This is a genomic window from Xanthomonas sp. DAR33341 (genome assembly GCF_003992815.1).
Lineage (GTDB): Bacteria > Pseudomonadota > Gammaproteobacteria > Xanthomonadales > Xanthomonadaceae > Xanthomonas > Xanthomonas cissicola.
In genome coordinates, this window is record NZ_QEYV01000038.1 from 78,700 (window position 1) to 99,989 (window position 21,290).

16 protein-coding genes are annotated in these 21,290 nt (G+C 66.8%); 8 read left to right on the top strand and 8 right to left on the bottom strand.

The features are described from left to right. Positions 1–223: 223 nt before the first annotated feature. Positions 224–958 (bottom strand): SIMPL domain-containing protein, encoded by a 735-nt coding sequence (locus tag EO156_RS19790; RefSeq protein WP_016850256.1) that lies wholly within the window; start codon positions 956–958, stop codon positions 224–226. A 138-nt stretch (positions 959–1,096) separates the two neighbouring features. On the opposite strand from EO156_RS19790, the gene EO156_RS19795 reads away from it, so the two are divergent. The 3 genes from EO156_RS19795 (at position 1,097) to EO156_RS19805 (ending at position 7,258) form a co-directional block, all read left to right on the top strand. Beyond that, the gene (locus EO156_RS19795) at positions 1,097–1,669 is read left to right on the top strand and encodes a Maf-like protein (protein ID WP_016850257.1); all 573 of its coding nucleotides are present in this window, start codon (positions 1,097–1,099) and stop codon (positions 1,667–1,669) included. Further along, positions 1,669–3,168 carry a ribonuclease G gene (gene rng / locus EO156_RS19800; RefSeq protein ID WP_003486835.1) on the top strand — a complete coding sequence of 500 codons (1,500 nt, stop codon included), beginning with the start codon at positions 1,669–1,671 and terminating at the stop codon, positions 3,166–3,168. Before EO156_RS19795 ends, rng begins: the two co-directional genes overlap by 1 nt. Positions 3,169–3,337: 169 nt before the next feature. After that, positions 3,338–7,258, top strand: coding sequence for a YhdP family protein (locus tag EO156_RS19805; protein ID WP_029829214.1), 3,921 nt, complete (start codon positions 3,338–3,340; stop codon positions 7,256–7,258). Between the two features lie 15 nt (positions 7,259–7,273). Here the strand turns inward: EO156_RS19805 and EO156_RS19810 are convergent, their stop codons facing one another. Beyond that, complete coding sequence (locus EO156_RS19810) at positions 7,274–8,026, bottom strand: DUF6065 family protein (protein WP_005912956.1); 753 nt, start codon at positions 8,024–8,026, stop codon at positions 7,274–7,276. A 99-nt stretch (positions 8,027–8,125) separates the two neighbouring features. Between EO156_RS19810 and tldD the strand changes: the two genes are divergently transcribed. Continuing rightward, positions 8,126–9,571 carry a metalloprotease TldD gene (gene tldD, locus EO156_RS19815; RefSeq protein WP_003486839.1) on the top strand — a complete coding sequence of 482 codons (1,446 nt, stop codon included), beginning with the start codon at positions 8,126–8,128 and terminating at the stop codon, positions 9,569–9,571. A 169-nt stretch (positions 9,572–9,740) separates the two neighbouring features. Here the strand turns inward: tldD and yjgA are convergent, their stop codons facing one another. Then, on the bottom strand, positions 9,741–10,322 hold the full coding sequence (gene yjgA / locus EO156_RS19820) for a ribosome biogenesis factor YjgA (RefSeq protein WP_005912958.1): 582 nt from the start codon (positions 10,320–10,322) through the stop codon (positions 9,741–9,743). A 147-nt stretch (positions 10,323–10,469) separates the two neighbouring features. Here yjgA and pmbA point away from each other — a divergent pair, with 147 nt between their 5' ends. Further along, a complete protein-coding gene (gene pmbA / locus EO156_RS19825) occupies positions 10,470–11,837 on the top strand; it encodes a metalloprotease PmbA (RefSeq protein ID WP_016849603.1) in 1,368 nt (455 codons plus the stop codon). 318 nt (positions 11,838–12,155) lie between these two features. Then, positions 12,156–12,623, top strand: a complete 468-nt coding sequence (locus tag EO156_RS19830) for a DUF4870 domain-containing protein (RefSeq protein ID WP_016849602.1) — start codon at positions 12,156–12,158, stop codon at positions 12,621–12,623. 69 nt (positions 12,624–12,692) lie between these two features. Here EO156_RS19830 and EO156_RS19835 read toward each other — a convergent pair whose 3' ends face one another. From EO156_RS19835 to EO156_RS19860, 5 genes are all read right to left on the bottom strand, one after another. Next, the gene (locus EO156_RS19835) at positions 12,693–13,781 is read right to left on the bottom strand and encodes a M35 family metallo-endopeptidase (protein ID WP_016849601.1); all 1,089 of its coding nucleotides are present in this window, start codon (positions 13,779–13,781) and stop codon (positions 12,693–12,695) included. A gap of 456 nt (positions 13,782–14,237) precedes the next feature. Continuing rightward, positions 14,238–15,113, bottom strand: a complete 876-nt coding sequence (locus EO156_RS19840; RefSeq protein ID WP_016849600.1) for a polyprenyl synthetase family protein — start codon at positions 15,111–15,113, stop codon at positions 14,238–14,240. A 1-nt stretch (position 15,114) separates the two neighbouring features. Next, the gene (locus tag EO156_RS19845; protein WP_003486852.1) at positions 15,115–15,375 is read right to left on the bottom strand and encodes an exodeoxyribonuclease VII small subunit; all 261 of its coding nucleotides are present in this window, start codon (positions 15,373–15,375) and stop codon (positions 15,115–15,117) included. A 31-nt stretch (positions 15,376–15,406) separates the two neighbouring features. Continuing rightward, positions 15,407–16,729 carry a tRNA lysidine(34) synthetase TilS gene (gene tilS / locus EO156_RS19850; protein WP_016849599.1) on the bottom strand — a complete coding sequence of 441 codons (1,323 nt, stop codon included), beginning with the start codon at positions 16,727–16,729 and terminating at the stop codon, positions 15,407–15,409. A 348-nt stretch (positions 16,730–17,077) separates the two neighbouring features. Continuing rightward, entirely contained in the window at positions 17,078–18,784 is a 1,707-nt protein-coding gene (locus EO156_RS19860) for an alkaline phosphatase (protein WP_029996341.1), read from the bottom strand. 143 nt (positions 18,785–18,927) lie between these two features. On the opposite strand from EO156_RS19860, the gene EO156_RS19865 reads away from it, so the two are divergent. Together EO156_RS19865 and EO156_RS19870 are read left to right on the top strand one after the other, a co-directional pair. Beyond that, a complete protein-coding gene (locus EO156_RS19865; protein WP_016850437.1) occupies positions 18,928–20,268 on the top strand; it encodes a dicarboxylate/amino acid:cation symporter in 1,341 nt (446 codons plus the stop codon). 9 nt (positions 20,269–20,277) lie between these two features. Then, a complete protein-coding gene (locus EO156_RS19870) occupies positions 20,278–21,114 on the top strand; it encodes a class I SAM-dependent methyltransferase (protein WP_016850436.1) in 837 nt (278 codons plus the stop codon). Positions 21,115–21,290 lie beyond the last annotated feature (176 nt).

Here is a 21,290-nt window from a genome sequence, read left to right on the forward strand (position 1 = left end):
AAAAACGCGTATTCAGACCAGGTCCTCATGACTCAGGGCACTTGCAGCCAGGCAATCTTTTTGTTTCTTAGGGGAAATCTGGCTCGCTCCCAGTCACTGGCAACCACCATCGACTGGCGGCGGCCAGAAGTGAGGTGCGCTCTACCAAGCGTGCAAACGACATTGCCCTCCGAAGAGGGCAATGCAAACGCAACACGTGAGGCTTGAGGGTGGGGCTACCCTGTCAACGCCCCAGTTCGAACGTCACATCCAGGTTGATCGACAAGGTGCTCTCGCCGGGGGCGACCGGGGTGTCCATCTCGGCCTTTGCCGAGCGCATCGAGGCGGCCATCATCATCGGGCGAACCGCGCCGCCGCTGCGGCCCTCGGAGATGCTGACGATGCGGCGCACCTTCAGCCCAAGCGATTTCGCATAAGCGTCGGCGCGCGCCTGGGCCTTCTTCAGTGCGGCAACGCGGGCTTCATCGTAGACCGGCTCGGGTTGGTCGATCGAAAAACTGGGGCCGTTGATGTCGTTGGCGCCTTGCGCGACCAGGGCGTCCAGCACCTTGCCCAGGCGCGTGATGTCGCGCACCTTGAGGCTGACCGTGTTGCTGGCCTGGTAGCCGTTGATCTTGGGCGCTTCGTTCTCTTTGTAGGTGTACTGCGGGCTCAGATTGATGCCGCTGGTCTGCACGTCTTTGTCGGCGATGCCGGCGGCCTTGACGGCGGCCATGACCTTGCTCATCTGCTCGGCATTCTGGCGCATGGCGGCATTGCCGTCGGCGGCCTGGGTGACCACCCCGGCAGACAGCGTGGCGATGTCCGGCACACGCTTGGCCTCGGCCTCGGCCGACACGTTGAGCAGGGTGCCGTCGCTGGGAATGGTATAGCTCGACGCAGGTTGGGCGTGGGCAGTCATGGCGGTTCCGGCAGCGATGGACAGGGCCAGCAACAACGGCTTGAGATGGGTACGCATGAGATCTCCTTGTCTGTGTGGCGAGCGTGTTGGCAGGTCGATGAATATGTTGTGAGTCGAGCACGGCCACGCCGTCGGCAACGGTGTGTGCGTTCACCAGGCAAGCGGGCGAGTGCGGGCAACAGGTATGCTGGACGGATGCTCTATCTCGCTTCCCGTTCGCCGCGCCGGCAAGAACTCCTGCAACGCCTGGATGTGCCGTTCCAGACATTGCAACTGGATGTGCCCGAGTTGCGCGCAGCCGATGAATCGCCCGACCAGTACGTGCAGCGCGTCGCGTTGGAGAAGGCCCACGCCGGGCTGGCGCTGGTACAGGCCGCCGACCCCGACGCCATCGTGCTGGGTTCCGATACCGAAGTGGTGCTGGGCGAGCGGGTGTTCGGCAAACCGGTCGACGTGGACGATGCCATCGCCATGCTGCGTGAGTTGTCCGGTCGCACCCACCAGGTGCTCACGGCGGTGGTTCTAGTCTGCGCACAGCGCGCGCCGGCGCAGGCATTGGTGGTGTCGGAGGTCGCCTTCGACACCCTCGATGATGCGAAGATCGCCGCCTACGCCGCCTGCGGCGAGCCGATGGGCAAGGCTGGCGCCTATGCGATCCAGGGCCGCGCCGAGCGCTTCATCCGCCATCTGTCCGGAAGCTATTCCGGCGTGATGGGATTGCCGCTGTACCACACCTCGCAGTTGCTCACAGCCTTCGGAGCGCATTGATGTCGGAAGAGATTTTGGTCAACGTCACCCCGCGCGAGACCCGTGTGGCGGTGATCGAGAACGGCATGCTGCAGGAGTTGCATATCGAGCGCGGCTGGCGGCGGGGCGTGGTGGGCAATATCTACAAGGGCAAGGTGCAGCGGGTGATGCCGGGCATGCAGGCTGCCTTCGTCGAAGTGGGGCTGGAGCGCGCCGCGTTCCTGCACGCCAACGACGTGGTCCGTCTGGCGCCGGCGCCGGCCAGCGTGGTCGATACCGAAGAGACCCCGATCCCGCCGCCGCCGCCGGCGTCGGTGCCGATCGTGGAGCTGCTGCGCGACGGCCAGGAGATCGTGGTGCAGGTGGTCAAGGATCCGATCGGCACCAAGGGTGCGCGGTTGACCACCCAGATCAGCATTCCTTCGCGTTATCTGGTGCTGCTGCCGCAGTCCAAGGTCGTTGGGGTGTCGGCGCGCATCGAAGACGAAGCCGAGCGGCTGCGCCTGAAGACCATCGTCAGCGAGGTCTCGGCCCAGCATGGCGGCTTCGGCTACATCATCCGCACCAATGCCGAAGGCCAGCCGGCCGAGGCACTGGCCGAGGACATCGCCTACCTGTCGCGGGTCTGGAACGTGGTGGAGCGCCGCGGCCGCGAAGCGCCGCCGTGCAGCATCATCTACGAAGACCTGAGCTTGCCGCTGCGTGCGGTGCGCGACCTGATCCGCCGCGACGTGGAAAAGGTCAAGGTCGATTCCAACGAGACCTTCGTGCAACTGCAGGCCTTCGTGGCCAAGTACATGCCGGTGCTGGCCGAGCGGCTGGAGCTGTACACCGGCGACCGCCCGATCTTCGACCTGTACGGCGTCGAAGACGAGATCGGGCGCGCGCTGAACAAGCAGGTGCCGCTCAAATCCGGCGGCTATCTGGTGATCGACCAGACCGAGGCGATGACCACCATCGACGTGAACACCGGTTCGTTCGTCGGTCAGCGCAATCTCGAAGAAACCGTCTTCCGCACCAACCTGGAAGCCGCGCAGGCGGTGGCGCGGCAACTGCGCCTGCGCAACCTGGGCGGCATCATCATCATCGACTTCATCGACATGGACGACTCCGAGCACCGCCGGCAGGTGCTGCGCACCCTGGAAAAAGCGCTGGCGCGCGATCACGCCAAGACCACCGTGTACGAGTTCTCGCCGTTGGGCCTGGTGGAGATGACCCGCAAGCGCACCGTCGAAAGCCTGGAGCGCCAGCTCTCGGAAACCTGCGGCCAGTGCGGCGGAAGAGGCACCATCAAGACCGCCGAAACGGTGACCTACGAAATCTTCCGCGAGATCACCCGCGCCGTGCGCCAGTTCGATGCCGCGCGCCTGCTGGTGATCGCCTCGTCCAAGGTGGTCGCGCGCATCACCGATGAGGAATCGGCAGCCGTCGCCGAGCTGGAGGAGTTCCTCGGCAAGAGCATCCGCTTCCAGTCCGACGACCAGTACCTGCAGGAGCAGTTCGATGTGGTGCTGCTGTGAGGCCGGGAATGGGGAATCGGGAGTGGGGAATGGGTATGGAGCAACAGCCGCTCCACGGGACCTTTGGTATCACTTCAACTTCGTTGCGCAGGCGGGCGGCTGACCGGTCGTGCGCCTGCGCTGGTGCTCTTACGATTCCCTATTCCCCATTCCCCATTCCCAGCCGTTAATGCCCACCCCGCTGCGCCGCCGTCTCCGTCTGTTTCGCCGCTATGCGATCACTGCCTGCGCGCTTGCGCTGGTGGCGGTCGCGTTGTTGGTGGGCGCGGCCAGCCAGGCGCTGCCGTTGGCCGAGGAACATCCGCAGCAGATTGCGCAGTGGCTGAGCCAGCGTGCCGGTCAGCCGATTGCGTTCGATCGGCTGCAAACCGAATGGACCCGGCGCGGTCCGCTGCTGCGGCTGGATGGGTTGCGCATCGGTCGGCACGGCGAGGTGCGCATTGGCCAGGCCGAGGTGCTGCTGGCGATGTACGCCGGGTTGCTGCCGGGCCATTCGCTGACCGAAATACGCCTGCGTGGCCTGGCGCTGACCTTGCAGCGTAGCGATGACGGTGTGTGGTCGGTCCAGGGCATGCCCAGCGGCGGGAACTCCGATCCGTTGGATGCGCTGCGCCGGCTTGGCGAGATCCAGCTGGCCGAAGCGCGCCTGCATGTGGCCGCGCCTTCGATCGGCTTGGACACCACGCTGCCGCGCATCGACCTGCGCCTGCGCGTCAGCGGCTCGACCGTGAAAGTGGGCAGCCGTAGCTGGATCGATCTCAAGCGCGCGCCGCTGACGGCGGTGCTGGAATTCGATCGCGACAGCGGCGGCGGCAGCGCTTATGTGCAAGCCGACCCGGCCGACCTGTCCGCATGGGCATCGCTGCTGCAGTTCGGCGGCATGCGCGTGGATGGCGGTGGGGGGCGCTTGCAGGCCTGGGCGCAACTGCGCGCACGCCGGATCGCTGCGGTGAGCGTGGATGTCGACCTGCAGCAGCTACGCCTGTCCGGGGCCGCGCTGCCGGACGAGACCGCGCGGCGCACGCTCACCTGGGAACGGCTGCAGGCGCGTGCGCGCTGGCAGGCCATCGATGGCGGCTGGCGCGTGGACGCGCCGCTACTGCGCCTGGGCCAGGCGGCGCAACTGCAGCGCCTGGACGGGCTGAGCATTGCCGGCGGGCGCCGCTACGCGGTGATGGGCAGGCATGTGGATGCCTCGGGCCTGATCGCAGCGGCCGCCCTGAGCGAGCAGTTGTCGCCGGCCTTGCGGCGCTGGCTGAGCCTGTCCAAACCGCAGCTGCGCATGGCCGACCTGCAGGTCGCCGGCGAGCCGGGCGGCGCACTGCGCGCGCAGGGCCAGATCGAGGAGCTGGGGTTTTTGCCGGTGGGCAATGCGCCTGGCATCAGTGGCCTGCGCGGCACCATCGATGGCGATGCGCAGGGCGTCGAGCTGGACCCCGCGCCCGACGCCACGCTGCGTTTCGATTGGCCGACCGGCTTTGGCGTGGTGCACGAGATCCAACTGGCCGGCAAGATCGTCGGCTGGCGCGAAGGTGCTGGCTGGCAGGTCGCCACCCCGGCGCTGCGTGTGCAGGGCAAGGACTACGGCGCCAACGTGCGTGGCGGGCTGTGGTTCCAGGGCGATGGCAGCCGCCCGCGCATGCAGCTGGCGGCCCAGCTGGACGATGTGGCGCTGCCGGTGGCGCGCAAGTTCTGGATCCGCTCCAAGATGAGCGAGGCCGCCATCGACTGGCTCGACATGGCCGTCGCCGGCGGTACCGTCACCGGCGGCACTGGCCTGGTCAGCGGCGATCTGGACGATTGGCCTTTCGACAATAACGACGGGCGCTTCGAAGCGTTCGGGCAGATCCGCGATGGCGTGATCCGCTTCCAGCCGGACTGGCCGGCGATGGAGCAGGTCCAGGCCAACCTGAGCTTCATCGGCAACGGCTTCTCGCTGCACGGGCAGGGCGATCTTGCCGGTACCCCGATCGCGCAGCTGGAAGCTGGCATTCCCAGCTTTGCCACCTCCGAACTCTACGTCCGCGCCTCCACGCAGGCCGATGCGGCGCAATTGCTCGGCATGCTGCGCAAGAGTCCGCTGGAGCGGCGCTATGGCGACACCTTGCGCAATCTCACCGTGTCCGGGCCGGCCGCCGTGACCTTCGACCTGCTGCGTCCGTTGCGGACGCATGGCGTCGGTGGCCATCTGCAGGGCACGGTGGCTCTACAGGGCGCCAAGCTGGCCGACGCGCGTTGGGATCTGGCCTTCGATCAGGTCAGCGGGCAGGCCGAGTATCGCGACACCGGCTTTGCCGCCGAGCGGTTGAGCGTGCAGCACGAAGGCCGCAGCGGCGAATTGTCGTTGCGCGCTGGCGGGTTGGTGCAGGACCCGAAGCAAGCCTTCGAAGCACGTCTTGGCGCCACCCTGGATGCCAAGGAGCTGTTCGACCGTGCACCCCAGATGGAATGGCTGCGCCCTTACGTGCATGGCAGTGCGCCCTGGCAGGTGGGCGTGGATGTGCCGCTGCCGCCGCCGGGACAGACCGATGCGAACGCGGTACTGACGCTGCGTTCCACTCTGGTCGGCACCACGCTGGATCTGCCCGCGCCATTGGACAAGGCAGCCAGCGAGCCACTGGATACCCGGGTCAAGGTTGCGCTGCCGCTGGGCGATGGCGACATCGATGTGGGGTTCGGCAAGCTGGTGGCGCTCAAGGCCAGCAGCCATGGCGCGCAGACCGGCGTGCGTGTGGTGATGGGCACCGACGCCGTCACCGAACGGCCACCCACCAACGGGCTGGTGGTCACCGGCCGCGCTGCGTCGCTGGATGCGATCGACTGGATCAGCCTGGCGCGCGGCAGCAGCGGCGACGCCGACATGCCACCGCTGCCCGGCCAGCCGGCCGTGCCCAGCAAAGACCCGATGCCGTTGCAGCAGGTGGATGTGCAGGCAGACCGGTTGCTGATGATCGGTGGGGTGTTCCCGCAGACGCGTCTGCGTCTGCGCCCCACCCGCGATACCGTGGCGGTGACGCTGGACGGACCCTCGCTGGCCGGCCAGCTCACCGTTCCCAATGCCGACGGCGCAACGGTGCAGGGCACGTTGAAGACCGTGCACTGGCAGCCGGTGGAGGCGCCTGCCGAGCCGGCCGCGCCCGAACCTGGCGACCCATTGGCAGGCGCGTTGCCGGAGCCCGCGCGTCGTGCAGTGGCCGAATTCGACCCGGTGTCGATCCCCCCGCTGGCATTGGATATCGACGATCTGCAGATCGGCAAAATGACCTTCGGTGCGGCCACCCTGCGCAGCAGCCGGCTCACCGATGGCATGCAGGTGGATCAGCTGCAGCTGCGCTCGGACGATCAGAACATCGGCCTCACCGGGGCCTGGCGCGGCAAGGGCGAGGCGGCCAGCACGCGCCTGTCGGCGCGCGTGGACAGCCGCAACCTGGGCAATCTGCTGCAGAACCTCACCCTGGGCGGCCAACTGCGCGGCGGTGAGGGGCAACTGGAACTCAATGCCGGCTGGCAGGGCTCACCAACCGGTTTCGCGCTCGGTTCGCTGGACGGCAACCTCAAGGTCGATGTGCGCAACGGCCAGTTGCTGGAAGTGGACCCGGGCGCCGGTCGCGTGCTCGGCCTGCTGAGCGTGGCGCAGCTGCCGCGCCGGTTGATGTTCGACTTCCGCGATTTCTTCTCCAAGGGGCTGGCCTTCAACAAGCTGGCCGGCGAGGTGCGCTTCGGCGAGGGCTTCGCGCGGACCGATGCCATCCGCATCGAAGGCCCGGCCGCCGACATCGCGATCCGCGGCCAGACCGACCTGCGCGCGCAGACCTTCGACCAGACCGTGGACGTGAACCCCAAGGCCGGCAACCTGCTGACCGTGGTCGGTGCGGTTGCCGGTGGCCCGGTGGGTGCCGCCGTCGGCGCAGCGGCCAACGCAGTGCTCGGCAAACCGCTCGGTGCCATCGGTGCCAAGACCTATCACGTCACCGGGCCGTGGAAAGACCCGCAGGTGGACGTGGTGGAGCGCGAGGCGCGCGAGCGGCCGCCGAGCAAACCGGCCGCACCCTCCGGCAAGTCCGGCAAGACCGATCCGACGCAGCGCTGACGGAGTCCGTCCGCCTCACTCTGCGGGCGTGTCCTCGCTGCCGGCACGGGTAAACATCGGCAAGCGCAGTCGCGACCGATGCCCCGGCACTGGCGGCTGCGCGGGTGCAGCCACGCCAAGAAAGTAGCCACGCTGCCATTTCTCGCGCGCCGCGGCCGATTGCGCATCGGGCAGGTCATCGAGAAAACGCGTGCGGCTCCGCGTCCAGTCGGCGTGTTGCTGCGCCAGCTGCGGCGCCTCGGACAGCGGCTTCCACTGCGGCTGCACCTGCTCGATCAACTGTCGCTGCAGCGGGAACAGATGACAGAACGGTTCGCCCGCCTCGAAGCGCACCCGCCCGGGCCGGGTGAAGCGCCAGTTCATGGTGAAGGTATGCGGGCTCCAGTCGGTTTCCACCATGCCGCTCAGCGCGCCGATGCCGTCCTTGGGCCGGTTCAGGGGCCCGGTGACGAACAGGTCGATGCCGGTGTCGGTGCGGAACAGGCACGGGACGTGGAAGGTCAGCACGCCATAGCCGAAGTGGCTGATCGCCGGTGCCTGCGTGTCTGCATCGGCGCTGATGGTGATCGCCGCCAGCGCGTTGCTGCCGTCCCAGCTGGCCTCGAAGCCGGACTGGCACAGCAGCTCCCAGCCATGCGCGTTGGCGATCGCCAGCGGCAGGCAACGGTAGGCGTAGCGTTGTTCGGTGGCGTCCATCCACGCGCGCTCGTGCGGGGCAGGGCGGATGTCCAGCGTGTGGCCGTCCAGAACGTGGGCGATGAGCTTCATGCGCGGGCGATCGGTGAAGAGCTGACCGACGATGATAGCTGCGCCGCATGTTCAGCCGAACGACTTGTCTCCCCGGCGCGCGGGCCCCATCCTGACCGCATGACCGATAACGCTCTCACTCTGGCCGAAACCCGGCTGCTGCTTCCCTCCGGCCTGGACGCCGGCCATCTCGACCGCACCTTCGGCGCCCTGCTGGGCCCGGGCATCGACTTCGGCGATCTGTATTTCCAGCATTCGCGGCGCGAGAGCTGGAGCGTGGAAGACGGCATCGTCAAGGACGGTGCGCACTCCATCGAGCAAGGCGTGGGCGTGCGCGCAATCGCCGGCGAGAAAACCGGCTTCGCCTATTCCGACGATATCCATCGCGATGCCCTGCTCGAAGCTGCACAGTCCGCGCGCGCGATCTCGCGCGAGGGCGGCGCGCAATCCACCCGCTCACTGGTGCGCGGCAGTGGCCGTGCGCTGTACCCGGCCACCGACCCGATCGACGACATGGACAGCGCCACCAAGGTGGACCTGCTGCGCCGGATCGACCAGTTCCTGCGCGCTGCCGACCCGCGCGTCAAGCAGGTGATGGTGAGCCTGTCCGGCGGCGTGGACACGGTGCTGATCGCCCGCAGCGATGGCGTGCTGGCAGCGGACGTGCGTCCGCTGGTGCGCTTGAACGTGCAGGTGATCGTCGAACAGGGCGGCCGGCGCGAATCCGGTTATTCCGGCGGCGGCGGGCGCTATGGCTATGCCGACCTGTTCGCCGACGGCCGCCCGGAAGGCTTCGCGCGCGAAGCGCTGCGCCAGGCGCTGGTGAATCTGGATGCGATCCCGGCGCCGGCCGGGGTGATGCCGGTAGTGCTCGGCCCGGGCTGGCCCGGCGTGCTGTTGCACGAGGCGGTGGGCCACGGCCTGGAAGGCGACTTCAACCGCAAGGGCACCAGCGTCTACGCCGGGCGCATCGGCGAGCGCGTGGCCTCGCCGGGCGTGACCATCGTCGATGACGGCACCCTGGACGGCCGTCGCGGCTCGCTCAATATCGACGACGAAGGCACGCCCAGCCAGTGCACCACGCTGATCGAAGACGGCGTGCTGGTGGGTTACATGCAGGACAGCCACAACGCGCGCCTGATGGGCGTTGCGCCCACCGGCAACGGCCGCCGCGAATCGTTCGCGCACCTGACCATGCCGCGCATGACCAATACCTACATGCGTGCCGGCCAGCACGACCCGGAAGAGATGATCCGCTCGGTCAAGAAGGGCATCTACGCGGTGAACTTCGGCGGCGGCCAGGTCGACATCACCAGCGGCAAGTACGTGTTCTCCGCGACCGAGGCCTACCTGATCGAAGACGGCAAGGTCACCGCGCCGGTCAAGGGCGCCACCCTGATCGGCAACGGCCCGGAGACCATGCAGAAGGTGCGCATGATCGGCAACGACCTGGCATTGGATGAAGGCGTGGGCGTGTGCGGCAAGGACGGGCAGAGCGTGCCGGTCGGCGTCGGTCAACCGTCGCTGTTGATCGACGGCATCACGGTTGGCGGAACGCAGGCCTGAGATGCGGGGAATCGGGAATCGGGATAGGGGAATCGCAGCGGCAGGAGCGCAGAGCAGCGCGTCGGGCCTTTGCCGTTTGCCGGTTCAGCAGAGGGGAATCGGGAGTCGGGATTTGGAATTGGCAACGGCTGGGATGGCCGTTGCCTCGATTGATGGATCCAGCGGATCCTTATTCGTCGTCCTCCGACGCCGATTCGCCGTCTTCCAATCCCGAATCCCCACTCTCCAATCCCTGCTCTTGAGACAGGTCGCGCAGCACCTGGAACAGTTCGCGGTAGGCGCGCGGAGGCTTGTTTTTGGCGCGTTCGTGGATCGCGTTGCGTACCAGCTGACGCAGTTGCTGGCGGTCGGCAGCCGGGTAGGCTTCCAGCAGTTCGGCCAGCGCCACGTCGCCTTCGGCGAGCAGGCGTTCGCGCCAGCGCTCGACCCGGTGGATCGCCGCCACTTCGCGGCGCGCGGTGTCGCTATTGGCGTCCAGCGCATCGCGGATCGCGGCCAGGGTCTGCTCGTCCTCGCGGCGCATGTGCTTGGCCAGAAACGCCAATTGCCGCTTGTGCGCGATATGCGAGGTGATCCGCTTGCTCTCTTCGATATGCGGGATCAGCGATTCGGGCACCGGCAACTTGGCCAACTGCGCCGGGGTCAGCGCCACCAGCTTTTCGCCCAGGTCGAAAATCTCCAGCGCCTCGCGCCGCTGCTGGCTGCGGCTGGCGCCGCGAAATTCACCGGTCTCTTCATCGCGTCCGCGCATTGCCACCACATCCCGAAACTTGGTTGATAAACATCTCCGGCCTCGAACGGCCGGGCGTCGGCGGAACAACTCCGCACCGAATTCAAACACTCCGGCCATGGACAGCCGGGCTTTCGCGGACGGATCCGCGTTTCCAAGGATAAAGCATTGAACGTACTCTCCTCCGAAATCCGCGTCACCGACGACAGCCTGCAGCGCCTGGATGCGCTCACCGACATCTCCCAGCGCCTGCTCGAGCGCGCGCGTGCGGCCGGCGCCACGCAGGCCGAAGTGAGCTGCAGCGAAGAGCGCGGCCTGGACGTCAATGTGCGGCTGGGCGATGTGGAGACGGTCGAATCCACCCGCGATCGCGGCATTGCGGTCACGGTCTACTTCGGCAAGCGCAAGGGCAGTGCCAGCACCGCCGACCTGCAGGATTCCAGCCTGGAATCCACCGTGGCGCAGGCCTGCGCGATCGCCCGCTTCACCGAGGACGACGTGGCCGCCGGCCTGGCCGACCCGGAGTTGATGGCGCGCGAGTTCCCCGAGCTGGATGGCTGGCACCCGTGGGCGCTGGACGCCGACACCGCGGTGGATCTGGCGCTGGCCTGCGAAACCGCCGGCCGCGACGCCGATGCGCGCATCAGCAACTCCGACGGCGCCTCGGCCAGCACCGGGCTCAGCCTGTCGGTGTACGCCAATTCGCATGGCTTCGTCGGCCGCGAGCGCGGTACCCATCATTCGATCAGCTGCGCGCTGATCGCCGGCCAGGGCGACGGCATGCAGCGCGACGGCTGGTACAGCAGTGCAATGGCACGCGAGGACCTGGAAGCGCCCGACGCCATCGGCCGCCATGCCGCCGCGCGTACCGTGGCGCGCTTGCAGCCGCGTTCGCTGCCCACCGGCCAGTTGCCGGTGCTGTTCGCTCCGGAAGTGGCGCGCTCGCTGGTCGGCCACCTGCTCGGTGCGGTGTCCGGCGGCGCGCTGTATCGCCGCGCCAGCTTCCTGCTCGACAGCGTCGGCAGCAAGTTGTTCCCGGACTGGTTCAACATCGAAGAGCTGCCGCACCTGCGCCGCGGCTTGCGCTCGGCCGCCTTCGACGGCGAAGGCGTGGCGACGCGGCGTTCGGCGCTGATCACCGACGGCGTGCTGCAGCGCTATGTGCTGGGCAGCTATTCGGCACGCAAGCTGGGCCTGCAGACCACCGCCAATGCCGGCGGCGTCCACAACCTGCAGGTCACCGCCAATGCAGGCGATCTGGCGTCGATGATTGCCGGCATGTCGCGCGGCCTGCTGGTCACCGAATTGATGGGCAATGGCGTCAATCCCGTCACCGGCGACTATTCGCGCGGGGCGGGTGGCTTCTGGATCGAGAATGGCGTGATTGCCTATCCGGTCGATGGCCTGACCGTCGCCGGCAATCTGCGCGACATGTTCGCCGGCATCGAAGCGGTGGGCAGCGATGTCGATCCGCGCTCGCACGTCAAGATCGGCTCGGTGCTGATCAACCGCATGACGGTGGCAGGCGACAGCTGAGCGGCATCGGCTGTACCGGCTTCACCGGTTTCCGAGCGGCGGCTTGTTGTGTCGGAGAGCGTCGCGCGAGCAGTCGTTCGAGCCTGACGGTGCATGCGCGTGGGGCCGAAGCGGGCAGTCACGGTTCGCCGCCCGCGTTCTCGGGCGCGCGATGCAAGAGGGTATGGATCATGCGGCGGCGCGCGCGACGTGCGAGCGCTATCCCGCGCATTTTACGACGCTATTGAATAAGCCATCTGCGTCTCGTGGGCGGCGCTAGCTCGCCGCAAGGCAGGGCGGTCTTGTCGCCCATTGCAGCCACGGCCGGGCCGTGCGCCCATGTCTTTCCGCACTGGTGGCTGGTTGAATCGTTGCTATAGTCCGCCGCACCACAACCATGCACGGGGAGACATGATGAGCGAATTCGAATCGCACGCCGCACCGCCACCACCGCCGCCGGTGGGCACCAGCAGTCCGTCGGAGGAGCGCACGCTCGCGCTGGCCGCGCATCTGCTCGGCATCGTGAGCTCGTTCGTCGGCGCGTTGGTGATCTGGTTGATCAGCAAGGACGCCAGCCCGTCCAAGCCGTTTGCGACCGATCAAGCCAAGGAAGCGCTGAATTTCCAGATTACCGTGCTCATTGCCACCGTGGCAGCGATCATTCTGACCATTGTCTCGTTCGGCATCCTGTTCTTCTTGCCGACGCTGGTGTGGATTGCCAACCTGGTGCTGTGCATCCTGGCCGCAGTCAAGGCCAATAATGGCGAGCATTACCGTTACCCGTTCGCGCTGCGTCTGATCAAGTAACTGGTGCAGTGGAAACAACAAAGGCCCGGCAGCGATGCCGGGCCTTTGTCGTATCAGGCGATGGAGCGATCAGTTCTGCGCCGGGGTGTTTTCTGCGAAGTACTCATGGCTGTCGGCATTGGTGATGGCCTGCGCGGGGTTGCTGATCGCCAGGCTGCGCGCGCCGGACTGGCCGTAGACGCGGTCCTGGGTGCCGGCGACGACCGTGAAGTGACTCATCTCGTGCACCAGCGTGCCGGCCTTGGAGTCGGTGCCGGTGGTCGATGCACTCCAGAACGCATTGCAGACATAGATCTCGTAAGGCGCGTTGGCATAGACGTACGCGTAGGCACTTTCGGTGCAACCGCAATTGATGGTGATCTGGCCGTTGTTCTGGTCCAGCGCATTATCGATGTTGACGAAGTTCGAGCTCACCCGGCTGTAGCGCGAGGCGTTATAGGCGCCGAACCAGGTGGTGTAGCGCGCACCAGTGCTGCCGGCGTTGAGGTAGTTGCGCGCGTTCTGCGAGTAATTGCGCGCGGCGGTCACTGCACTGCCGGCCTGACTAGTGCGGGTAGTGCTGCAGTTGAGGTAGTTGATGCCGTTGACCACGGCGGTCGGGCCGACTGCAAGCTGGCGCTGTACCCCACGGCTGACGCCGTCCAGCCACACGGTGAGCGGGGTGCTGGTGGCCACGGCCGGCTCGCCGTTGGCCGCTTTCATCAGACTGCCGTCGGAAAAGGAGGCGTACTGCAGCGCCGAGCGCACCTGAATGGTGTAGTTGCCGCTGGTGGACAGATCGTAGGCGCCGGCCAGATCGACCTCGCCCTTCACGCTCTGACCCGGCTGCAGGATGGTGAAGTCGGCGGCCTTGGGCAGGCCGCGCTTGACCAGGCGCCCGGTGTAATCCACTGGCTTGCCGTCGCGGCTCACTTCCAGAATGCCGTTATCCAGTGATTTCAGCGGCAGCTGATAGGTCGGCACGCGCGCGATCTGGCTGCCGTTATTGGTGACGGTGACGGCGATCTTGCCCTGATGACGCCCGGCCTGGTCGGCCACTGGCGACAGTTCGATGGTCAATGGAACCGGGCCGCGCACAGACTGCGCCTGCGCCGATCCGAGGACGCCAACAACGGCCAGCGTGCCTGCTGCAAACGATGCAAAAAAAACGTTCTTCACCAGTAACTCTCCGTGTGATCGGGGGATGTCCGCGGATGCGGGCAAGCCAAACCTAGGCAGGACGAGCGAACGCGACAAGTTATTCAATTGCGAATATTTTTGTTCGTATCGAACTTATGTACGGTGCCGAAATATCAAAAATGTCGACAATTCAGCTTTGAATGTGCATTCGGTCACGTTCTGCGACTTCGAATGTGTCAACGACTGGCACAAACGCACCCAAGAAAAGTTGCAATGTGTGACCGAGTTCGCTGGTTGGTCGCCGCTGCTGCAGGCGTTGACCGTGCGCTGGCGCACGGAGTGCGCAAATCATGTCCTTTGCGTCCGATTTATGTCGTCAATGGTCGAGATGTGGCCGCGAGCGACCAGCGCGCCGTCGCGGCACGCAGGAACTTCAGATCCATTGGGCATCGGCCGCCCCCGCTTGCTGCGGTGTAGCGGCGTTGGCAACGGCGCCTAGTGCGCGCGGTCCACCGCAAACCGGCCCAAGGTGGCCAATGTCTCGCCTGGTTGCCCGTAGGGCTGCAGGACGTCGTGCATGCGCGCGGCCAGTTCGGCCAGCTTCGCCTTGGCGCCGTCCATCCCCAGCAGGGCGGGGTAGGTGGATTTGGATTGCGCCGCGTCCTTGCCGGCGGTCTTGCCCAGCTGCGCCGAGCTCGATTCCACATCCAGGATGTCGTCGCGCACCTGGAAGGCCAGGCCCAGCGCGTCGGCAAATTCGTCCAGGCGCTGCTGGTCGGCCAACGCTGCGCCTCCGGTCAGTGCGCCCATCCGTACCGCTGCACGGATCAACGCGCCGGTCTTGAGCGCATGCATGCGTTGCAGGTGCTGCAGCGATTGCAGTTGCCCGGTCGCATCGATGTCCAGCGCCTGGCCGCCGCACATGCCCGCCGCGCCCGCCGCGGTGGCCAGGCTCTGCATCCAGCCCACGCGCAGTTCGGCGCTGGCAGCGGCAGCGGCGAGTAATTCGAACGCGCGCGTCTGCAAGGCATCGCCGGCCAGAATCGCGGTGGCCTCGTCGAAGGCGATATGCACGGTGGGCTGGCCGCGTCGCAGCGCGTCGTCGTCCATCGCCGGCAAATCGTCGTGCACCAGCGAATAAGCGTGAATCAGCTCTACTGCCACCGCGGGCGTGTCGAGCTGATCCTCAGCGGCACCGAACAATGCGCCGCTTGCGTAGACCAGCAGCGGCCGCATGCGCTTGCCCCCGCCCAGCACGGCGTGGCGCATCGCTGCATGCAGGCGCTGCGGCGCATGCGTGGCGCTCGGCAAGCCGGCCTCCAGGCTGCGTTCGGTGCGGGCGATCCAGTGGTCGAACAACGCCGAGCTCACCTCAGCCGTCCAGCGACGGGGGTTCGAAGGCTTCGGCAAGCTCGGGGCGGGCGGGGTCGGTCAACAGGCGCACGCGCAGTTCGGCCTGTTCCAGCGCCTGCTGGCAATCACGGTACAAGCCGATGCCGCGCTCGTAGGCCGTGAGCGATTGCTCCAGGCTCAGATCGCCGACTTCCATCTTCTGCACCAGTTGCTCGAGTTCTTCCAGCGACTGTTCGAAGCGGGCAACCGGGGACGTTTCGTTCAAGGACTTCTTGGCCATCGCTAAAGTGTGCGGCGCGCGCGCAGGCGGGTCAATTCGCATCGGCAGCCGTGCGCCACTGCAGCGCTGCGGCATTGGCCTGCAGCCATGCGTCCAAGGCGCCGGAAATGATGCAGTCGCCGGCCGCGAGCACCTGCGCGCCTTCCCACAGGACCGGCAGGCGCTCGCGTTCCCACGGCGGTAGATCCAGCGCCTGCAGCAGATGTTTGAGTTGGTGCGAATGCCCGCGCTGCGGCAACACGATGCGCTCGCCGCCCTGGCGGGCCCGAACCAGCAGCGGTTGCGCAAAGCGCAGGCCCGGTGCGCCGAGCAACCGCAACTGCGCACCGTCGGGGAGTTGCAGGGGCGCTGCGCCGTCCCACTGCGCGTGCCAGTCCGACGGCCAGGCCGCAGCGGGGCGATGCAGAAACAGGCACTGGCGCCAGCGGCGTACTTCTACCTGCTGCCACGCAAAGCAGGCGTGCCGATCTGCAGCGTGATTGTCGATTTCCTGCTCCAGTGCGGCCACGCCGTGCGCAGGCAGCGGCGGCGCGTGCGCCGCACTCACCCAGGCGCGCAACAGCCTTGCCCTTCGTTCCACAGATTGCGCGCGCAATGCTTGCAGATCCAGCGCGCCGCTGGCGGTAAGCACGCCTGGCAGCAACGCCATGTCTTGCTGCAGCAGCAACGCGCTGGCATCGGCGCTCAGTTGCGCACTGCGCGCCAGCGCGTCGGTCGCCTGCGGCCAGCGTTGCTGCAGCAACGGCAACACCTGGGAGCGCAGGAAATTGCGGTCGTGGCGTGGGTCGGTGTTGCTGGGGTCATCGATCCAGCGCAATCGGTGCGCATGCGCGTAAGCAAGCAGATCGGCGCGCGCATGCGCCAGCATCGGGCGCCACAACGTGCCGCTGGCGAACGGGCGCTGCGGGCGCATCGCCGCCAGGCCTTCGGGGCCGGACGCGCGCAGCGCACGCAGCAGGAACGTTTCCGCCTGGTCGTCGCGATGATGCGCCAGCGCCAGCCATTCGCCAGCAATGAGGGCCTGCGCAAAAGCCGCGTGGCGCGCATTGCGTGCTGCCGCTTCCAGCCCAAGCCCGCTGTCGCGTGCCACCTGCACCCGCACGATCTGCAACGGCACCTGCAGCGCGTCGCACGTGCGTTGGCAATGCGCCGCCCAGGCGTCGGCATCGGCGTGCAACCCATGATGCACATGCAGCGCGCGCAATCCTGCGTGTCGATAGCGCGGCCTCGCCGCCAGCAGATGTAGCAGTACGCTGGAATCCATCCCGCCGCTGTAGGCCAGCAGCACCGGGCCAGGCGGGGTGGCTGGCAGCAGCGGGGTGCCGGTCAGCACAGGCGCGACCTCGCAGCGCATCCTGCGCGCCTGGTGAGCAGATGCCGTCCCGGCTGCGTGATGGCCGGTCGGTCGCCTGCCTGCGGTGTTGCCTGCTGAAGATACAGCGACGATTCCAGTGTTCTCGGCGTCCCACAGCGCGAACAACGGTGCGCAGCTGCAGCCTTGGCTGCAATTGGCTGCCGTGCGCGGTTACCGCATCGCTCCGCGACGGCCCGTCTGAGCACCACACCGACAGCCGGGGACTGCGGCCGTTTGCAGACGTGCTCGCACACGGCATTGGCGAAGCCAGGCAGGCAGGTCGAGCGGCGCTGCGTCGACCGCATCATGCGCCGGCTCGCCCGCCATCGCTGCAGCGCCGCCTGCGCATCAGCGCTTGACCGCAGCCTCGAACGTGGCCGGCTTGGGCAATTCCACCGGCACACCAGCGGCATTGCAGGTGCCGGCCTTGCACAGGCGCTCGCGCAGGCGCGGAGTGGCCTGGACGATGACGTGGTAGATCACGTTCTCTTCCAGCGTGCCGCGGAATGCCGCGCTGCCGGGGCCGGTGGCCCAGCTGCCGACATCTTCGCCGCCGTGGCTTTCGGATTTGGTCGGCACCAGCGCTTCCTGCATGTAGCTGGGGGCTTCGGTGTCGACATGGCTCAGGTCCGGGCGGCCAGTGGCCGGCTCGCTGCTGCTGGGTTCGTGCGGATACTTCTTGGGACCGGCCGGCTGCGCGTTGCTGGCACCTGTATAGCCGGGGCCGTTGGCGTAGCTGAGCGTGGTGTACGGCTGGCCGGCCAGGTCGGTGGCCAGCTGGCTGCGGTCGCCTTCTTCGCCGCCGGTGCCGCGCACCTTGCCCAGGATCGGGTTACCGCGCACCGGGTAGCCGACGAAGTTGAGCGTGTGCGAATGGTCGGCGGTGACGATGATCAGCGTGTCCGGTGGCGCAGTCTGCACAGCAACGCGCACGGCTTCGGACAGCGACACGGTTTCATCGAGCGCGCGGTAGGCGTTGCCGGCGTGGTTGGCGTGATCGATGCGGCCGCCTTCGACCATCAGTACGAACCCATTCGGCTCGCGCGACAGCGACTGGATCGCGGTGCGGGTCATCTCGGTCAGGCTGGGCTCGCCCTGCGGGGTGCGGTTGCGGTCGTGATCGAACTGCATGTGGTCCGGTTCGAACAGCCCCAGCAGCGCAGGTGCACCGGACGCTGCCTGCAATTGCTGCTCGTTCCAGACATAGGCGCCCTGCGGGTGCGCTTGTTTCCACTCGGCGACCAGATCGCGACCGTCCAGGCGCAGGCCCACCTTGTCGTCGTATTCCGGGTCGCGCTCCTGCACGCTCTGGAACTGGCTGCGTCCTCCGCCCAGCACCACCTGCGGGCCTCGGCCGTAGCGGGCGGTGGAGAGCAATTGCTGGGCAATGTCCTGGCAACCGGCAGCACGCGCCGACTCGGGAAGGTCGGTGTCGTTTTCCCAGTTGCGGTCCGGCGAATGCGCATAGGTTGTCGCCGGCGTGGCATGGGTCAGGCGCGTGGTGGTGACGATGCCGGTGGCCATGCCGGCGCTGTCGGCCAGCTGCAGCCAGCTCAGCAGGCCCTTGTTCAAGCTGTCGGCGCAGTCGCTGCGGTTGCCGCTGCTGACGCCGATCGCGCCCATGTGCGACTTCACGCCGGTGGTGATGGAGGTCATGGTGCCGGCCGAATCCGGCGTCTGCGAGTCGGTGTTGTAGGTCTTGCTGAAAGCGGTGGCGGGAAACTGCTCCCACGACAGCAGGTTCTCTTCGCCCGGGCCGCCCTTGCGCTGGCCGTCCAGGATGCGCGCGGCGGCCACCGTGGTCAGGCTCATGCCATCGCCCAGGAACAGGATCACGTTGCGCGCCTTGCCGGCCATGGCGCCGTTGCCGGCCGCGCGGGCGGCGCCCGAGCGGTACCACCATTGCGGGGTTTCGCCGGCGGGGTGCGTGACCGGCGGCACCTCCACGCGGACCGACGCGGGTGCGGAGGTGCCGCTCCCGGTGGTGGAAGCGCAGGCAGCGACGCACAGCGTGGTCAGGGCGGCGAGGGTAGGCAGGCGGTAACGCATCGGCATCGAACTCGTGACTGAATCCAATCCCCATTATGCCGCGCTGGGTGGTGTCACACCGATGACACAGCGCTGTTCCAGCTGTGGTCTCGCGAGCAGGGCAGCCCTGGGCTATGGTGCATGCACTTTCCCCCAGAAGATTCGACGACATGAAACTGGTTGCGGCGTGGTTGCGCATTCCGTTCTGGCAGCGCGTGGTGGCCGGCTTCGTCCTCGGCGCGCTGGTCGGCTGGGCCATGGGCCCGGCGACCGATGTGTGGTTCGGTCCCCTGGGTGACCTGTACGTCACGCTGATCAAGATGATCGCCATCCCGCTGGTGTTCTTTGCGGTGATCAATGCGATCTCGTCGTTGCACGGGCAAAAGTCGGTTGCCGCACTCGGCGGGCGCACGTTCTTGTGGTTTGTGATCACCGCAGCATTGGCGGTGGCCGTGGGCCTGGCGGTCGGCACGATCATGCAGCCGGGTGCCGGCCATTTCAGCTTGAGCGTGGATTCGGGCTGGAAACCGCGCGATGTGCCCAGCCCGGTCCAAGTGCTGCTGGATGTGGTGCCGTCCAACCCGTTCTACGCATTGACCGGCATCGGCACCAAGACCAACGCGGCCGGCGAAACGGTGCTGGCGGCGGGGCGTGGCTCGATCCTGCCGGTGATCTTCTTCGCCGCGTTGCTGGGCTTTGCGATGGTCAAGCTTGGCGAGCGTGTGGCCGAGGCGCGCAAGCTCACCGGGCAGATGAGCGACATCATGATCCAGGTGACGCGCTTCGTGCTGGAGATGACTCCGCTCGGCACCTTTGGGCTGATCGCTGGCCTGGTCGGCAGCTACGGCTTTTCGAAGCTGCTGCCGTTCGGCAATTTCGTGCTGGCGCTGTATGTGGCCTGCGCGATCCACATTGTGGTGGTCTACAGCAGCCTGTTGCTCGCACATGGGCTCAACCCGTGGAAGTTTTTCCGCGGTGCCGCGCCTGGCATGCAGGTGGCGTTCGTCAGTTCGTCGAGCTTTGCGGCAATGCCGGTGGCGATGCGTTCGATTACCCACAACCTGGGGGTCAGCAAGGATTACGCTGCATTCGCGGTACCGCTGGGCGCCAGCATCAAGATGGACGGCTGCGGCGCAATCTTTCCGGCGTTGTGCGCGGTGTTCATCGCGCAATACACCGGCGTCCCCCTGACCGCCAACCAGTATTTCGTGGTGCTGATCGCCTCGGTGCTCGGCAGCTTCGGCACGGCCGGCGTACCGGGCACGGCGGTCATCATGGCCACGGTGGTGCTGAGTGCGGCCAATCTGCCGTTGGAAGTGATCGGGTACCTGTATGCGATCGACCGCATCCTGGACATGATGCGCACCATGACCAACGTCACCGGGCAGATGCTGGTGCCGGTGCTGGTGGCCAAGCAAACCGGCCTGCTCGACAAGAGCATCTACGAATCCGCCTCCACCAATGTGGGACTGGAAGAACCGCCGGCTGACAGCGCCAAACCACTGCGCTGAGGCAGCTTGATGCGTGCCGGATCTCCACACCTGCGCGAACGGCTGCAGCAGTTGCCCGAGCTGGAGCGCATGGATGGCGTGTTGGTGCAGCGCGGCTTGGCCGATGACCCCTTCGAGACGCACTACCTGGAGATCCGGCGCAAGGAAGGCCGACTCTATACCGATGCGCAGGTGCGCGGCCTGCCGCGTCCGGGCGGAAAACTGGGGGCAACGCTGGAATGGCGCGTGCGCGCGCTGTCGAGCAGTTTGCTGGCGCAGCACCTGGCCACGCATGCCGGCGAGGGCGCCATCCTCGAACTCGGTTGCGGCAATGGCTGGCTATCGCACTTGCTGGCGCAGTCGCTGCAACGCGAGGTGTGCGGCATCGACGTCAATCGCACCGAGCTCAGCCAGGCCGCACGCGTGTTCGGCCATGCAACGGGCCTGAGTTTCATCGCTGGCGACATCCAGACCGTGGCACTGCCGCGCGAGGTGTTCGACATCATCGTGCTGCCCGCCTGCGTGCAGTATTTCGCTGATCCTGGCGCGTTGATCGAGCGTTTGCTCGCGCATCTGCGCGAGGATGGCGTGCTGCATATTCTCGATAGCCCGCTCTACGCCACGCCGCAGCAGGGCCAAGAGAGCGCCGCACGCAGCCTGCGCTACTTCACCGAGCTGGGCGTTCCGGAACTGGCTGCGCATTACCACCAGCATACCTACGCGACGTTCGACCGCTTTGCGGTGCAGTGGTTGTTCGACCCGCGTCGTTGGAGCGCCCGTATGCGAAAGGCGCTCGGGTTGCCGCAGCCGCATTTCCCGTGGCTGTGTCTGCGCAAGCGGGACAACCTTGAGGTGATTGGCGGTTGAGCGTGCTTGTTGACGTTGTTCGATCACGTGGGGCAGGGGGAGTCGGGCGATCTGACGATGGCGCTGCTCAGGCTCACGGGACGAATTTCAAGGCATCCCGCATCTTGGCTGATGACAGGTCTTGTGCCGATCTTCGTTGCGCTCACGTCGACCGGTACGGCAATCGCGTCGTGGGT

Bases quoted from the DNA above. Each gene is read 5' to 3' on its own strand.
- EO156_RS19790 (WP_016850256.1), bottom strand. From the start codon at position 958: ATGCGTACCCATCTCAAGCCGTTGTTGCTGGCCCTGTCCATCGCTGCC.
- EO156_RS19795 (WP_016850257.1), top strand. From the start codon at position 1,097: ATGCTCTATCTCGCTTCCCGTTCGCCGCGCCGGCAAGAACTCCTGCAA.
- rng (WP_003486835.1), top strand. From the start codon at position 1,669: ATGTCGGAAGAGATTTTGGTCAACGTCACCCCGCGCGAGACCCGTGTG.
- EO156_RS19805 (WP_029829214.1), top strand. From the start codon at position 3,338: ATGCCCACCCCGCTGCGCCGCCGTCTCCGTCTGTTTCGCCGCTATGCG.
- EO156_RS19810 (WP_005912956.1), bottom strand. From the start codon at position 8,026: ATGAAGCTCATCGCCCACGTTCTGGACGGCCACACGCTGGACATCCGC.
- tldD (WP_003486839.1), top strand. From the start codon at position 8,126: ATGACCGATAACGCTCTCACTCTGGCCGAAACCCGGCTGCTGCTTCCC.
- yjgA (WP_005912958.1), bottom strand. From the start codon at position 10,322: ATGCGCGGACGCGATGAAGAGACCGGTGAATTTCGCGGCGCCAGCCGC.
- EO156_RS19830 (WP_016849602.1), top strand. From the start codon at position 12,156: ATGTCTTTCCGCACTGGTGGCTGGTTGAATCGTTGCTATAGTCCGCCG.
- EO156_RS19845 (WP_003486852.1), bottom strand. From the start codon at position 15,375: ATGGCCAAGAAGTCCTTGAACGAAACGTCCCCGGTTGCCCGCTTCGAA.
- tilS (WP_016849599.1), bottom strand. From the start codon at position 16,729: ATGCGCTGCGAGGTCGCGCCTGTGCTGACCGGCACCCCGCTGCTGCCA.
- EO156_RS19860 (WP_029996341.1), bottom strand. From the start codon at position 18,784: ATGCCGATGCGTTACCGCCTGCCTACCCTCGCCGCCCTGACCACGCTG.
- EO156_RS19865 (WP_016850437.1), top strand. From the start codon at position 18,928: ATGAAACTGGTTGCGGCGTGGTTGCGCATTCCGTTCTGGCAGCGCGTG.
- EO156_RS19870 (WP_016850436.1), top strand. From the start codon at position 20,278: ATGCGTGCCGGATCTCCACACCTGCGCGAACGGCTGCAGCAGTTGCCC.